This is a genomic window from Martinezella sp. CNPSo 3959 (genome assembly GCF_057784355.1).
In genome coordinates, this window is record NZ_JBXSOV010000002.1 from 410,461 (window position 1) to 424,963 (window position 14,503).

The following is a 14,503-nucleotide window of genomic DNA, read 5'->3' on the forward strand; positions in this document are numbered from 1 at the left end:
AGCTTATCCGATCGTTATCGGACAAGGCCTACCAGATATCAGCTAAGAAACACTTACAACACTTGGCTGTATTCTAACCGTCGCTATCCAGGCCAAGTATATTTTGATACAGGTGCAAAGTATCCCGTGCCATGGCTGATGCGGAAAAAATCGATCGGATCGTCCCGATATCGGGCATGTTGCGAGCGCCCCATAGCGGTTCTGTGATCGCTTCAGCCATGATGCGCGAGAGGTCGTCGGCATCTTCCGGTTTGGCGAGTGCGGGATTGTTATCGCCAAGCGCTTCCGCAACGCCGCCAACCCGCGAAGCAATCACGGCCTTCCCGGCGGCGAGTGCTTCCAGAACGATATAAGGCATGGCTTCCGCGCGCGAGGGAACCACGACATTCTGGGACACCGCAAAGGCTTCCTGCACGCGCATGGCCGGCAACATTCCAATCCGGTGACCAAGCCCCCGCTCGACCATCATCCGGTGATATTTGTCTCTGTCCGGCCCGTCGCCGATCATCAGAGCGGAAAGCGGCCTGCCGATCCGCCGTTCCGTTTTCGCAAAGGCGTCAACGAATAGATCGGGACCTTTGAGGTCCCGCAGCATGCCGATATAGACGAAGTGCACGGAGTCCGATCGTGTCGGTATGATGCGGAAATCTCTTTCGCTGATGCCGTTATAGATCATAACCGAGCGGGTGCGCGGTTTGCCGATCTTTGCTTCATAGGTGCGGCGTTCGAAATCGCAAATGAAGATCAGCCCATCGGTCAAAAATTCCAGCATCCGTTCCAGACTATGGACAAGTATTCCCTGGAAGGAGTGACGGGGAAAATGCAGGCTTCCGCCATGCGCGGTGTAAAGGCGGGCTACGCGATACCTGTTGACCCGCAGGACCGAGCCGAGAACGCGCGCAAGCAGGCCGCCCTTGGCGCCGTGCCCGTGCAGCACATCCGGCCGCAAACTCTTGATTTCCTTGTAGCTGCTCCAAAGTGTCGCAGCATCCGTGAGGGTAATTTGCCGCCGGATCGGCAGGCGAATGATGCCGAGAGCGAGGAAGGGTGCTATGTCGTCGAACAGGCGATCCTCATGCTCGCCGCCCGTCAAGCTGTCGCAAAGTATGCCGACCTCGTGCCCCGCCTTGCTCTGTTCCTCAGCCAGATCTCGGACATGGCGGAAGACCCCGCCGACCGGCGACCTAAAGCAATGAAGGATTCGAAGTGGCCGGGTCATGAGCGGTCGCGGTTAGAACAACCGCTCTCTGACATAGATGGTGTCGCCCGCCAGCACCGGATCGGAAATGCCGACCCGTCCAGTCATGACATGACCGTTGATCTTGCGGGTGACATCCGCGTTGGATTGGTTGGCCCGGCTGGTGAACCCGCCTGCGACCGCGATGGCATTCTGGATGGTCATACCCGGAACGTAAGAATATTGGCCCGGCTGGCCGACTTCACCCATGATGTAGACGGAGCGATAGCGGTCGATGTCGATGGTGACGTCGGGATCGCGAATATACCCCTGGCGAAGCTTCTGAGCGATCTGGCCGGAGAGCTGTTGCAAGGTCCGGCCGCGGGCAGCGACCTGGCCGATCAGCGGGAAGGCGATATAGCCGGCTTGGTCGACAGTATAGGTGTTGGTCAGGCCGGCTTGGTCGAACACGGTAACCCGCAGCCGATCGCCGCTGTCAAGCGCATAGGGCTGGATCGTGGCCTCATTGAAGGCCTTGGGAGCCGGTTGATAGGTGTTGCAGCCGGTGAGCGCGGCGCTCACGGCAGCCATGCCGAGTGCAAGGACAATCTTTGGCTTTGCGAAGGGCATTTCGCGCTCATTAGAAAGGGAAGGACACTGTCGTCGTTATCGATCCGTTAGGGTTAACGGTCGGTAAAGAGCAAATGAAAATCCGGGAAAAAATTAGCGGCATCAAAAATAATGACGGCGAAATACTATTAACGCTTGGGTTACTATAGTCGTTTACGATTAATTCCGGCTTTCTATTACGGAGTTTTGCATATGTCCGGTGTCAACAGCACCCAGCAGGATGTGGACATCGATCTCGCTCAGCTCTTTCGCGCTGTGTGGCAGCGGCGGGTGCGTGTCATCGCCATCACGCTGGCTGGTGCGTGCGCGGCATTTGCGATTGCCAAGGTCATGGCGCCGGAATACCGCAGCGAAGCCCGCATCCTCATCGAGCAGCGTGCGCCGGCCTTCGCAACGACGACGTCTGGCAATGATGCCGGTGCCGGACCTTTGCTGGACGAGCTGAACATTGCCAGCCAGGTGCAGATCCTGCAGTCGGCAGATCTAGTGAAGCAGGTCATTACCAATCTGAAGCTCTACGATCGTCCCGAATTCGCCGCAGGCAACAATAGCTCCGCGATCTCGGATATCCTGATAAAGCTGCATCTGAGACAACCGGCGGCAGATAAGGCACCGGAAGAGCGGATGCTGGACGCCTTCAACAGCCGCCTGCAGGTCTATCAGATCAACAGCTCGCGCGTGATCGGCATCAGCTTCACGTCCCGAAATCCGGATCTTGCCGCCAGCGTGCCGAATGCCATGGCCCAGGTCTATCTGTCGATGCAGAGCGGAGCCAAGCTCGATTCCAACAGCGAGGCAACGCGCTGGCTGGAGCCGGAGATCGCCAAACTGCGCGACAAGGTCAGCGAGGCCGAAAAGAAGGTTGCCGATTATCGTTCCGCCAACGGTCTTCTCCAGACCAGTCAGAATAGCAATTTCGCCACGCAGCAGCTCGCGGATATTTCGACGCAGCTGGCACAGGTGCGTGGCGATAAGGCCAATGCCGAGGCGCGAGCGCAAGCGGTGCGCAGCGCGCTGTCCAGCGGCCGCTCCACCGACACGCTTGCCGATGTCGCGGGATCGCAGACAATTCAGCGGCTGAAGGCGACCCAGTCGAACCTGGAGTCGCAGATCTCCGATCTCTCCACGACGCTGATGGATGGACATCCACGGCTGAAGAGCCTGCGGGCGCAGCTCGCCGATATCCGTCAGCAGATCGAGCGCGAGACGCAGAGGATTCTGGCAAGCATCGAGAATGAAGCGAAGGTGGCGCAACTGCGCGAGCAGCAGCTCCTCGCCCAATCCAACACGCTGAAGGCCGACAGTGCCCGGGCAGGGGAGGACGAAGTCGGCCTCAACGCCCTGGAACGCGAAGCTACGGCCGAACGGCAATTGCTCGAGACCTATCTCGCCCGTTATCGCGAGGCGGCCTCTCGCGTCGACAAGAATTCCAGCCCTGCCGATGCGCGCATCGTTTCCACGGCGGTTGAGCCGGTCGATCCGTCTTTCCCGAAGGTCGGCCCGATCGTCGTCGTCGCAACTCTTGCCACCTTTCTCCTGACGGCCATCGTCATCATGCTTTCGGAGCTGTTCAGCGGCCGCGCGTTGCGGCCTGTCGGTTCTGCCCGCAAAGAAGATGCCGCCGTGCTGGAGATAGCGAAGCGTGCTCAAACCGTCCCCGCGCCGGCTCCGGTTCGGCCAGTCACGCGAGCAAGCAGTGTCGAGGCGCCCACAAGCATGCTCTCGGTCCCAGCAGAAGAGATCCCGGTTCAGGTTGCGAACACCGCAGTTGCTCCGGAGGCGGCAATTGCCTTGGGTACCGCAATCGCTCTGGATCACGAGCCGAAGCAGGCTGTCCAGGCTGCGGATGAAGAGGAAGATTTCTCCATTCAATCCGTCGCCGACTATCTGATCGACAGCGGCTCGCGACTTGCCATCGCGATATCACCGACCGGTGATAATGGTTCGACAGCGACCGTGATGCTGGCGCGGACCATCGCCGATGCGGGTTGCCGCATCGTGCTGGTCGACATGACCGGCACAGGATGCCCCTCGAAGCTGATGGCCGAGCACGACGAACTTCCCGGTGTAACCGATCTGCTATGCAGCGAAGCGGCCTTTGGCGATACGATCCATCCGGATCGCCTGTCGGACGCCCATATCGTGCCCCAGGGCATGAGCGATCTTGCGCGCGCCATGCGGGGTGCCGACCGCCTGTCACTGATCCTCGATGCCCTGAACTCGGCCTATGACATCGTTCTGGTGGAGTGCGGGGCGGCCGAGGTCTCCGGCGTCGCGCGGCTGACGCGCAGCAAGGAGACGGAAATCGTCCTCTCTATGCCGGAGCCGGATGAAAGCCAGTTCATCGCAGCCATGACGGAATTCCAAAAGGCCGGCTACGAACACATCATCCTGATGTCCGGCTGGCGCGAAGAGCATGATCCGGATACGCGCCGGGACGCCGCCTGATCAATCTGCGTCGCCGCCATCATCCGCTGGCGCGCCAGCTGCATGTCTCGCCCGCAGCCGCTGGATAAGGGAATAGAGCTTTCTATTGGACTTGATCGCCACTTTCGTGCGCGTCATGCTCCGGCTCGCCATTGCCGTGAGGCGTCCCACGCCTGAAATCGGCAGGAAAAGATCATGCTGCACAGTTTCCATTGGGCACCAGGAGCGCTTGTAGGTCTGGTTGCCGATGCCGAAATCGAAGAGTGCAACGCCCTCGCGATGCAGTCGCTCGATCATCAACCAGAATAGCAATTCGCCGGGGCTTGCGTCAGCAACCACAGCCTCGTCGATGGAAGCAAACTGGCAGATGACGTGGTCTCCCTTGCGGGAGAGGGCGGCGACGGCTGGAATATGGCCCTCGTGCTCGCCTTTCAGCCGGAGCGCATGCATCTGAAGTGTCGCACCGATGCCATCGTCGTTGCGTCGGTGTAACATGGCGTGCAGCGCAGCCTTGATCCGGGCGTCCTTGAAAGCGTCAGGCAAGCCGGCATCCTTGAAGCGGGTCGCCTTCTGTTGGAAGAAAAGATCGAGAAGCGCATCTTGCTGGTCGGGACTGGCAATCAGATATTCGTAACCGCCCTTGGCGTCGAGAAGCCGGCTCTGATGCTTGAACTTCTTGCGCCGGCGCTTGGCGTTCACCTGCTTCAGGCTTGCTTCGAAACTGCCGAGGAAGGGCAGCTGAAAAGCTCGGTTCTGGTTTTCGATCGCCGTCAGCGAGGCGAGGGGGCTTGGGCGCCCCCGCCATTCCAGCGGGATATTGCGCAGGATAGCGACGTCTACCTTACCCCCCAGAGCCGCGGATATGGCGTTCACTTGAACGGGGGTCAGTGGACCGTTCATCAGGAACTTAGTCGAAAACAGGCCGGTATTGATATTGTTGTGGTGGCCTCCGATGAACTCGGCTCGTCTTATCCCGTGACTGCGGATAATCTCGAGCGGCAGGATGAAGGCGACGTGATTTCGGATGGAGCCCCTGACGATGGCGAGAGGGCGCTTGAGGTTCTCCGCCCATGCTGCACACCAGTCATAGCTCTGATGCAGCGAGTTGAGGTCGTCCTGTTCCAGCGCGCGCCATTCGGCTTCAAGCTGTGCCATACTGTCGAAGATGTCGACCTGCAGATGAACGGTGGGCGCAGGCTCCATCTCGATCGACGCAATCTGCTCACCGGCACCGGCAGCGGCGGCGATGCTGGCAATATCTCGCGTCTGGGTCTGCATCCGATCTTCTCCGCTCCGGCGGTATTCGGACGCAGTCTGGCGGCCAACGGCTTATTTTTGGCTTAATATGGGATATTCGCGCGGGATAAGGCACGGATCAAGGTTAGCCTAATGTAAATCGCGTCGGGGCGAGCGCTATTGCGGGCGTGGCCCGGCCATCCACTTGATGATGCCCATTGCCGGCAGCACCCAGATGATGCCGCTGAGAAAGAAATACAGGAAATGTACCCAGCCGGGTTGATCTGCAAGCGTTCGCACTGCAACGATCATGGCGACGATCGCATAGATTGCAACCAGCAGCACGAGCAGGATCATGCCAATGAATTTGCGCAGGCGAAGGGGCACGGGGTTTTCTCCTCATTATGACAGCATGCCGCGACGGCATGCCGCAAACTCCCGGGACTTGTTTTGCACGCCCCTATCGGGCAAATCAACAGCCTGATCGAAGGGAGAAGCCATGGCTGCCACTAATTTCACGACCGAACAGGCAATTTTGAAGGAAGTGGCCCGTCAGGACCGTAATCGCCGCGCCATCCGCATCTGGCTCGCCTGCGTGCTTCTGGTTCTCTTCGCTCTCGTGCTGGTGGGTGGTGCGACGCGCCTCACCAATTCCGGCCTGTCGATCACGCAATGGCAGCCAATCCACGGTGTCATCCCGCCGCTGAATGCGCAGGAATGGCAGGAGGAATTCGATCTCTACAAGCGCATCCCGCAATTCCAGATCCTGAACAAGGATATGACGGTCGAGGAGTTCAAGAGCATCTTTTGGTGGGAGTGGGCGCATCGCCTGCTGGCGCGCACCATCGGCGTCATTTTCGGCCTGCCGCTGCTGTTCTTCGTCCTGACCGGCCGCGTCGAGCGCAAGCTCTGGCTGCCGCTTGCCGGCATTTTCGTGCTGGGCGGCCTTCAAGGTGCGATTGGCTGGTGGATGGTCTCCTCGGGGCTGGAAGCACGCACCGACGTCAGCCAGTACCGGCTCGCTACCCATCTCGTCACCGCCTGTCTGATCTTTGCCGCCTGCATGTGGTTCATGCGCGCCCTGTCGCCGCATTCGAACGAGCCGCCGCCAACTCGCCATTCGGCAAAGCTCGCCGGTTTGATCGCCTTCATGGCCTTGTTTCAGATCTATCTTGGCGCGCTCGTCGCCGGTCTCGATGCAGGCCTCAGCTACAATACCTGGCCGCTGATGGATGGGGCCGTCGTGCCCGGCGATCTCTTCATACAGTCACCGGGCTGGATCAATTTCTTCGAGAACCCGAAGATGGTCCAGTTCGTTCACCGTCTCGGTGCCTATGCGCTCTTCGTGGTGGTCGCCATCAATATGATCATCTCGCTGCGCGCGGCGCCGCAAACGACGCATGCGCGCCGGTCCGTCGTTCTCTTCGTGCTTGTGCTGATCCAGGCGATCCTCGGCATTTCGACGCTGCTGCTGCATGTGCCGCTGCATTTGGCCCTGGCGCATCAGGCCGGCGCCCTGATCGTCTTCGGCTTCGCGATTGCCAACTGGCGCGGTTTCTATGGTGAACTGCCGCGCCAGACCTCGATCGTCGTGAGAGATTGAGGCGCTTTGCGCCTCAAATCCCTTTAGCGTGCGGAAGCGACACTTGCCGCCGAAGACATCCGCGAGACGACTTTCAGCCGCTTGATTTCGCCACGCCGGAAGGCGGCGAGGAAGCGATTGTAATCCTTGAAGACCACGCAGCCGTTCGATTCGGCACGGCCGCCTCTGAGCATGTATGTGTGAGCCAGCAGGCCGTCGCGGCCGTAAACGCGAGCGCCGCCTGAGGGTGTCAGGCGCAGTGCCTGCACGCCGTGAAACAGGCTTTCCCGGTAGGTAAGGTTATAAGTTTCCGGCGGCGTCGGGCCGGTGTTTTTGCGATCGACATAGCGAGGATTGTCACGCATGTGGCCGAGGCCGGAATGGGCTTCGAGGCGCTCGCCGCTCGGCAGGTAAACTGTCTTCGCCTCGATATCGTAGATCGCCGTGCCTGGTCCGGGGCTGATGGCGGCAAACGGATTAATGAACGGCTTCGTCTTGCGAACCGAGCTGTCATCCGGATCGGCATAAGCCATCATGCGCGATGGCGGCTGTGCGGTCGTTTCGTTGTCCGTTGCCCTGGCGATGGCGCTTGTGGCGCTGGCGCGTTGCACGGGTGTTTCGCGGGCAGGGCGCGTCATGGGAATGACGTTCAGCACGGCTTCCGCCACCGCAATGTCGGCGTCTTTCGCAGGCACCGGCTTTGCTTCCGCTATGGCGGGCAGGCTGACCTCAGGAGCGGCGGAAGCAACCGCCGCCGGCTCCTCCGTGGTTTTCAGCGGGCCTGCGGCCGGCATCAAGGCGGCTGCATATTTTGCCTGACTCAGCGATTGCACTGCGGTTGCGAAATTGATCGCGATCACCTTGCGCAGATGGTCAATCGTCTCAGGCGAAGCCGCGGCTACTTCGAGACGGCCGCTCTTGATGCTTGCGGCCGCAATCTGAGCCTGCTTCATATCCGACGTCTGCTGTGCGAGTGCGTATGCGAGTTGCGCACGAACCGCATCCGTCCCGCCAGCTTTCGTTTGAAACTCTGTAGCCGCGACGTTGCCGAAGCGGCTTTGCCCATGCAGCGAAGTGGTTTGGCTCGCATAGCGGGCAGGGTGGGCCACGTGGCTTTGCGGAACGATGAAGGCCGATGCTCGCGGCGCCAAGAAGCTGTCGGTCGATGCCGCCGCACCGGGAAGCGACAGCACCATCGATTGCGTCGTCATCAGCGTCGCAGTGACCCAGGCGAACGCCGCGACTGCGACGCCGGTGGCCAGGGTGCCGGGACGGATGCTGAGGGATTTTTTCGATCGCGAGGCGTAGCCGGAGCGCGAATTGAAGTTACCGAACGTTTCGGTCACAAACGCCATGATACTCGTTATCCAAACTACACAGACACTGAACCGGCTCAAGAACGCACACGTGCCCTAACGCGAAAATCGCGTTCGGTCGCCAACTTGCCGGCTGTCTGGAAGCATGCCGAATTATGGTAACCAATTCCTTTACGATGGCTCATTCTTGGATATTCATTGAAAAAAGGGATAGTTTTTACGTCCCGCCTATTCGGGCAAGCAAAGCCGTTAAAGAGCAAATCTGGCCGACAATTGGTCGCAAGCCCAACGGTTGTTCACTTTTCCGTGTAGGTTCCGCTAATTTAGGGCAACGGCAAAAATAAGGCCGAGTACGGCAGCGGAGCCTAAATTGCGCAAAACTGCTTTTGACGTGAAAAGGCCCGGCCTGAATAAACAGGCCGGGCCTATCGAATTTCAATCCGCGTTGGACTGAGCTACGCGCTCAGCATCAGATCCATGTTCTGTACGGCTGCACCCGATGCGCCCTTGCCGAGATTGTCGAGCAGGGCAACGAGATTGACCTGCGCTCCACCCGGCGTGCCGAAGACGAAGAGCTTCATCGTGTCCTTGCCGGCGAGCTCGACGGCGTTGATGCGGGGCAGGGCGCGGCTCTCATCGAGCGAAACGACCTGAACGATATCCTGACCGGCGTAATGCTCGACGAGTGCGGCATGAATGCTTTCCAGCGTCGCGCCTTCCGCAAGATCGCCGAGATGCAGCGGCACCTGCACGATCATGCCCTGAGGGAAGCGGCCGACGGAGGGCGAGAAGATCGGCGCTCGCTCCAGCAGGCCGTGGGTCGTCATCTCGGGCACATGCTTGTGGGTCAGCGGCAGGCCGTAGAGGAAATGCGGCGCGGTGATCGCATCCGGATGATCGGAATTTTCCATCTGGGCGATCATCTGCTTGCCTCCGCCGGTGTAGCCGGACACTGCATTCACCGTCACGGGATAGTCCGTCGGAAGAATGCCGGCGGCGCGTAGCGGCCGGATGACGCCGATCGCACCCGTCGGATAGCAGCCGGGATTGGCGACGAAACGCGCCGCTTTGATCCGGTTGCCCTGATTGCCGTCCATTTCGGCAAAGCCGTAGGCCCAGTCGGGGTGGATGCGGAAAGCCGTCGAGGTGTCGATGACGCGGACATTGTTGTTGCCCGCCACCATCTTCACCGCTTCCTTCGACGCATCGTCGGGCAGGCAGAGGATGGCAATATCGGCGCTATTCAGCATGTCCTCGCGCATGGCGGCATTGCGGCGTTCGGCTTCGGGAATGGACAGCAGCTCGACATCGCGGCGGTCGGCCATGCGCGTGCGGATCTGCAAGCCCGTGGTTCCGTGTTCGCCATCGATGAAGATCTTCGGTGCCATCTTATTCCTGCTCTTTCAATAGGTTGAGAGTGTTTCCGGACTCAGTTTGCCATACAGTTGATTCAATTTCATAACGGTCGTTGCCGAAGCGACAGGGTGATTTTCGAAAACCGTCGCCCCTACCTGAAATCATGTCTCAGCGACCGCTTGCACGTCGTTCGGCGTGGAGACCGAGCATATACATCGCCACGGTCGCTCCCGCAATGGCGGTGATGTCGGCGTGGTCGTAGGCAGGCGACACTTCGACGACATCGGCACCCCTGATATCGAGTTGATGCAGGCGCTGCAGCACCGACAGGATCTTGGCGCTGGAAGGGCCTCCGGCGACCGGCGTTCCCGTGCCCGGAGCAAACGCCGGATCGAGGCAATCTATATCGAAGGTCAGGTAAGTCGGCGCGCCTTTGGTATGCGAGATGATCGTCGAAGCGATGTCGCCGGCGCTCATGTCCTCAACCTGATGGCCATAGAGGATCTGGATACCAAAATCGTCAGGCGCATGCGTGCGGATGCCGATCTGGATGGAGCGGTCGGGGTCGATCAGCCCGTCGCGCACCGCTCGTGCGACGAAGGATCCGTGGTCGATACGCCTGCCGTCGTCGTACCAGGTATCCTGATGAGCATCGAACTGCACCAGTGCAAGCGGCCCGTGCTTGGCGGCATGCGCCTTCAACAGCGGCCATGTGACGAAATGATCGCCGCCGAGCGTCAGCAGGAAGGCACCGCTGTCGAGGATCGTCGCCGCCTGTCTTTCGATTGCAGCGGGCGTATCCTGATGATTGCCGTAATCGAGCAGACAGTCGCCATAATCGATGACGGCCATCTCGGCGAAGAGATCGCGGTTGAATGGATATTGCGGATCGTTGTCGAAGATCGCCGAGGCACGCCTGATCGCCTGCGGCCCGAAGCGCGTTCCCGGCCGGTTCGAGGTGGCGGCATCGAAGGGGATGCCCCAGACCACGGCATCGGCGCCTGCAAGCGATTTGGTGAAGCGGCGGCGCATGAAGGAGAGCGCGCCGGCAAAGGTCGGATCGCTGGCAGCCGAGGTCAGACTTGCCGCGGTGAAGGCATGGTCAATCGACGTGCTCGGCAAGGGCCTCTCCTTTATTTGCATGAAAGTCGTAGGCCCGTTCTATCCTGCCTATGCGTACCTTGTATTCTTCGTACCAGCGCTCGCGACCGAGTTTCTGTGCGGCCAGATGCGACACGACGTTCTTCCACGCGAGGATGCTTTCCTCGTCACGCCAGAAGGAGTTGGTGATGCCGAAGCCGCCAGGCTCCCTGACGCTCTCAATCCCAAGAAAGCCATCCTGTGCCCTTGCCAGTTCTTCCATGCGGTCGCCCATAGAACCATAGCCGTTATCGCCTTCGGTGCGGAGCGACGCGAATGTGACGATATAATAGGGCGGCTCGGGAGTGGCCGCGAAACGCGATGAAGTACTCTTGCTCATGGTGTTTCTCCGGAGAGCGGTCAAATCTCGAAATTCGGGCTGGAATCGTAAACTAAGATCCGACGACTATTTGCCCGATCGAGCGGTGCATTGATACGCCTTTTTTACGCAGGCGATCTGCGGCGTCGAGCAATTGGCCTGCCCATCGGTCACGACGCAATAGGAGCAGCTGTCGTTGAACTCGCGACAGTCCGCGTTTGCCTGGAGAAAATCCTTCATGCTTTGCATCTCCGCGGCCTTGTCGGCTGGGGGAATTGGCTGGGCGTCGTCGCACAGAGCCGATGATGCCATGCCGATCAAGAATGGAAGCGAAAAGATGAGGCTGCGCATTAAACTCCCCCGATGCTTGCAAGAGGACTTTGCCATAAAAAGCATTCCCTGCCTCGGCAAATCTGCATCATTTCAATGCTGCAAAGAAAAAGGCCGGGGAAACCCCGGCCTTTCCAATAATCCGATCTCGGATAAGCGATTAACGCTTGGAGAACTGGAAGGAACGACGTGCCTTTGCACGGCCGTACTTCTTGCGTTCGACGACGCGGCTGTCGCGGGTCAGGAAGCCACCCTTCTTCAGCACCGAGCGCAGGCCCGGTTCGAAGTAGGTGATCGCCTTGGACAGGCCATGACGAACGGCACCGGCCTGGCCGGAGAGGCCGCCGCCGGCAACGGTTGCGATGATGTCGAACTGGCCATCACGGGCAGCAGCGACGATCGGCTGACGCAGGATCATCTGCAGAACCGGGCGGGCAAAGTAAGCCGTGTAGTCCTTGCCGTTGACGATGATCTTGCCGGAGCCGGCCTTGACCCAAACGCGGGCGACGGCGTCCTTGCGCTTGCCGGTCGCGTAGGAGCGGCCGAGCGAGTCAACCTTGCGGACGTGAACCGGAGCAGCAGCTGCTTCCGAAGTCGTGCCGAGGTCCTTCAGGGAGGAGAGGTCAGCCATTATCAGGCGCTCCTTACGTTCTTCTTGTTCAGCTTGGCGACGTCGAGGACGACCGGCTGCTGAGCTTCGTGGGGATGGTTGGAGCCGGCGTAGACGCGCAGGTTCTTCATCTGGCGACGGCCGAGCGGGCCGCGGGGAACCATGCGCTCGACGGCCTTCTCAACGACGCGCTCCGGGAAGCGACCTTCGATGATCTGGCGAGCCGTACGCTCCTTGATGCCGCCGGCATAACCGGTGTGCCAGTAGTAAACCTTATCTTCGTACTTCTTGCCGGTGAAGACGACCTTGTCGGCATTGATAACGATGACGTTGTCGCCGTCGTCGACGTGCGGCGTGAAGGTAGCCTTATGCTTGCCGCGCAGACGCATTGCGATGATAGAAGCGAGACGGCCAACGACAAGCCCTTCGGCGTCGATGAGAACCCACTTCTTCTCCACCTCTGCAGGCTTCTGGGAGAAGGTTGCCATGTTGCATACTCTCTTTTAGGACCCTTGGCCCGAAGGCGTCTGGGCGTTTCTTGTTGCTTGATTTGGCTCGCATGGAGGCGCGCCAAAAAGAAAGCAGCCCGGAAAGGCTGCGATCTGAGGCGGCTTATAGATCGATTAAGAGCCAGGGTCAATATCGCATGATTGGCGGGCTGTAAAAATTATAAAGTAAAATCAATATGCTGCTTGTGTGGTAAAATAAAACCACATAATTTATGGTCAGCCCAGCCGTAAAACCAGCACTCCGCCAGCAATAATGGCGCCGGCAATATAGCGCCAGATGCTGGACCGTTCCTTCAAAATGACAACGGATATCACCAAAGCGAAGAGGATCGAAGTCTCGCGCAAGGCGGCGACCATGGCGACCGGCGCCTTGGTCATCGCCCACAACGCCAACCCGTAGGAAGCGATCGAGCCGCCTCCGCCAATAAGCCCGCGCCACCAATTATAGCGGACATGGGCGGCGACGGCATTGAGGCCGCGTTGCGATATTGCCCAGGCGAATAGGAGGATGGGCGGCAAGAGCGCCATCCATAGGGTATAGGATACCGAATTGCCCGACGCCCGCGCACCGATGCCGTCGACATAGGTGTAGGTCGCGATAACAACGGCATTGGCAAGGGCCAGGACGATCGCCCGACGGCTGCCCTTTCGGGCCTCGAAGGCAAGCGTCAATATGCCGGCGCAGATGGTCATGGTTCCGATCAATGCGCCGCCCGAAAGAGTTTCCTTCAGGATGAAACTGCTTGTCGAGGCGATGATGAGGGGTGCTACACCGCGCATCAGCGGATAGACAAGCCCGATGTCGCCGGCACGATAGGCTGCCGCCACAAGCTGGAAATAGGCAAATTGCAGGATGGCCGAAGCGCCGATGAAAGGCCAGGCGGCGGAGGCCGGCAAAGGCAGAAATGGCAACAGAGGAAGGGCCGCAGCCGCGCCGCCTGCCGAGACCAGTGCCGCATCGAGCGATTTATCGGTTCCCGCCTTGATGATCGCGTTCCACGTCGCATGCAGCAGGGCGCCGAAGAGGACGAGCGCGATAACGTCGAGAGACACGGAAAACCTCGCGATTTGGCAGGTGCATGGCAGCGCTTGGCATTTTGTGGGAATGCGGCCCCCATATGATCCGCAATACATCGAAAAGCAACGAAATATCGGCAACTTTGAAGGCTTGTTCCACCTGTGGTGATCGATAGCCGGCATCGAGAGTCGCGTTCTCGTTGCGTTCTTTATTGTTCGCGTTGGTATTATAAATAACTAATTTATTAGAGTATGAAGCGCGAACAAATATCGCATGTCCTGTGAACGCGGGAGTAGCATTAGACACTTCTTACTTAAAAACGACAGAGCGCGTCGGACGGTCGCACCGCTACTTATCGTCAGGAATAATGGTGTTCGCCATAAACTTGTTGTTTTGGCGCTAGTGCAACCGTAAATGCTGCATGGGGAAGGGTGGATAATTCTACAGCAGTTGAAAAATATTACAGTTCACAGCTGCCGCCGCCTATCAGAGGCGATAAAAATCGTCTATATCCAAGTATAGGATCGAGAAGCGGACAATTTTTTACATATCTCATTGCGAGAGTTCGACAATTATTCTGTCGAGAACTTATGAAGTAGGTAGATGTTCCATGTTCGCAATCGGTTCTCATGTGAATTCATTATTCATGCGTATTTTCTAAATTACATGTGAATAAATAGAGAACAAAGATTGCATTTCATGAGAACGCAACTTTCCGGGCGCACAAAAGTGACTAAAAGCGCTTTGAAGAATGACCTCCGGACAGCCTCACGGAAAATACAAGGATGCCAATAGTGCCGAAGGTGCACAGTGCCGATTGCAATCATAGATTGTGATCGGTGGTCATCGCGAC

At 58.9% G+C, this 14,503-nt stretch carries 14 protein-coding genes; 2 read left to right on the plus strand and 12 right to left on the minus strand.

Features of this window, described 5'->3' with window-relative positions:
- Nucleotides 1-73: 73 nt before the first annotated feature.
- On the minus strand, nucleotides 74-1,219 hold the full coding sequence (locus AC13RE_RS09975; RefSeq protein WP_488562804.1) for a glycosyltransferase family 4 protein: 1,146 nt from the start codon (nucleotides 1,217-1,219) through the stop codon (nucleotides 74-76).
- A 12-nt stretch (nucleotides 1,220-1,231) separates the two neighbouring features.
- Entirely contained in the window at nucleotides 1,232-1,807 is a 576-nt protein-coding gene (locus AC13RE_RS09980) for a polysaccharide biosynthesis/export family protein (RefSeq protein ID WP_132716315.1), read from the minus strand.
- Nucleotides 1,808-1,999: 192 nt separating this feature from the next.
- Here AC13RE_RS09980 and AC13RE_RS09985 point away from each other — a divergent pair, with 192 nt between their 5' ends.
- Complete coding sequence (locus tag AC13RE_RS09985) at nucleotides 2,000-4,255, plus strand: GumC family protein (RefSeq protein WP_488562805.1); 2,256 nt, start codon at nucleotides 2,000-2,002, stop codon at nucleotides 4,253-4,255.
- On the opposite strand, the gene AC13RE_RS09990 is transcribed toward AC13RE_RS09985, so the two are convergent.
- Both AC13RE_RS09990 and AC13RE_RS09995 read right to left on the minus strand, forming a co-directional pair.
- Nucleotides 4,256-5,512 (minus strand): GNAT family N-acetyltransferase, encoded by a 1,257-nt coding sequence (locus AC13RE_RS09990; RefSeq protein ID WP_488562806.1) that lies wholly within the window; start codon nucleotides 5,510-5,512, stop codon nucleotides 4,256-4,258. It abuts the gene before it with no gap.
- Between the two features lie 135 nt (nucleotides 5,513-5,647).
- On the minus strand, nucleotides 5,648-5,857 hold the full coding sequence (locus tag AC13RE_RS09995; protein ID WP_015339457.1) for a DUF2842 domain-containing protein: 210 nt from the start codon (nucleotides 5,855-5,857) through the stop codon (nucleotides 5,648-5,650).
- 112 nt (nucleotides 5,858-5,969) lie between these two features.
- Between AC13RE_RS09995 and AC13RE_RS10000 the strand changes: the two genes are divergently transcribed.
- On the plus strand, nucleotides 5,970-7,073 hold the full coding sequence (locus tag AC13RE_RS10000) for a COX15/CtaA family protein (protein ID WP_488562807.1): 1,104 nt from the start codon (nucleotides 5,970-5,972) through the stop codon (nucleotides 7,071-7,073).
- A 23-nt stretch (nucleotides 7,074-7,096) separates the two neighbouring features.
- On the opposite strand, the gene AC13RE_RS10005 is transcribed toward AC13RE_RS10000, so the two are convergent.
- The 8 genes from AC13RE_RS10005 to AC13RE_RS10040 form a co-directional block, all read right to left on the minus strand.
- Nucleotides 7,097-8,407 carry a DUF2778 domain-containing protein gene (locus AC13RE_RS10005; protein WP_488562808.1) on the minus strand — a complete coding sequence of 437 codons (1,311 nt, stop codon included), beginning with the start codon at nucleotides 8,405-8,407 and terminating at the stop codon, nucleotides 7,097-7,099.
- Nucleotides 8,408-8,823: 416 nt separating this feature from the next.
- On the minus strand, nucleotides 8,824-9,756 hold the full coding sequence (gene argC, locus AC13RE_RS10010; protein WP_488562809.1) for an N-acetyl-gamma-glutamyl-phosphate reductase: 933 nt from the start codon (nucleotides 9,754-9,756) through the stop codon (nucleotides 8,824-8,826).
- A 136-nt stretch (nucleotides 9,757-9,892) separates the two neighbouring features.
- Nucleotides 9,893-10,846 (minus strand): agmatinase, encoded by a 954-nt coding sequence (gene speB / locus AC13RE_RS10015; RefSeq protein ID WP_488562810.1) that lies wholly within the window; start codon nucleotides 10,844-10,846, stop codon nucleotides 9,893-9,895.
- On the minus strand, nucleotides 10,827-11,204 hold the full coding sequence (locus AC13RE_RS10020) for an antibiotic biosynthesis monooxygenase family protein (protein WP_132716322.1): 378 nt from the start codon (nucleotides 11,202-11,204) through the stop codon (nucleotides 10,827-10,829). Before AC13RE_RS10020 ends, speB begins: the two co-directional genes overlap by 20 nt.
- 66 nt (nucleotides 11,205-11,270) lie before the next feature.
- Nucleotides 11,271-11,534, minus strand: coding sequence for a hypothetical protein (locus tag AC13RE_RS10025; RefSeq protein ID WP_132716704.1), 264 nt, complete (start codon nucleotides 11,532-11,534; stop codon nucleotides 11,271-11,273).
- A gap of 139 nt (nucleotides 11,535-11,673) precedes the next feature.
- Entirely contained in the window at nucleotides 11,674-12,144 is a 471-nt protein-coding gene (rpsI, locus tag AC13RE_RS10030) for a 30S ribosomal protein S9 (RefSeq protein ID WP_075852256.1), read from the minus strand.
- A gap of 2 nt (nucleotides 12,145-12,146) precedes the next feature.
- A complete protein-coding gene (gene rplM, locus AC13RE_RS10035; RefSeq protein ID WP_004122374.1) occupies nucleotides 12,147-12,611 on the minus strand; it encodes a 50S ribosomal protein L13 in 465 nt (154 codons plus the stop codon).
- 237 nt (nucleotides 12,612-12,848) lie between these two features.
- Entirely contained in the window at nucleotides 12,849-13,685 is an 837-nt protein-coding gene (locus AC13RE_RS10040; protein WP_132716323.1) for a DMT family transporter, read from the minus strand.
- Nucleotides 13,686-14,503: the final 818 nt, after the last annotated feature.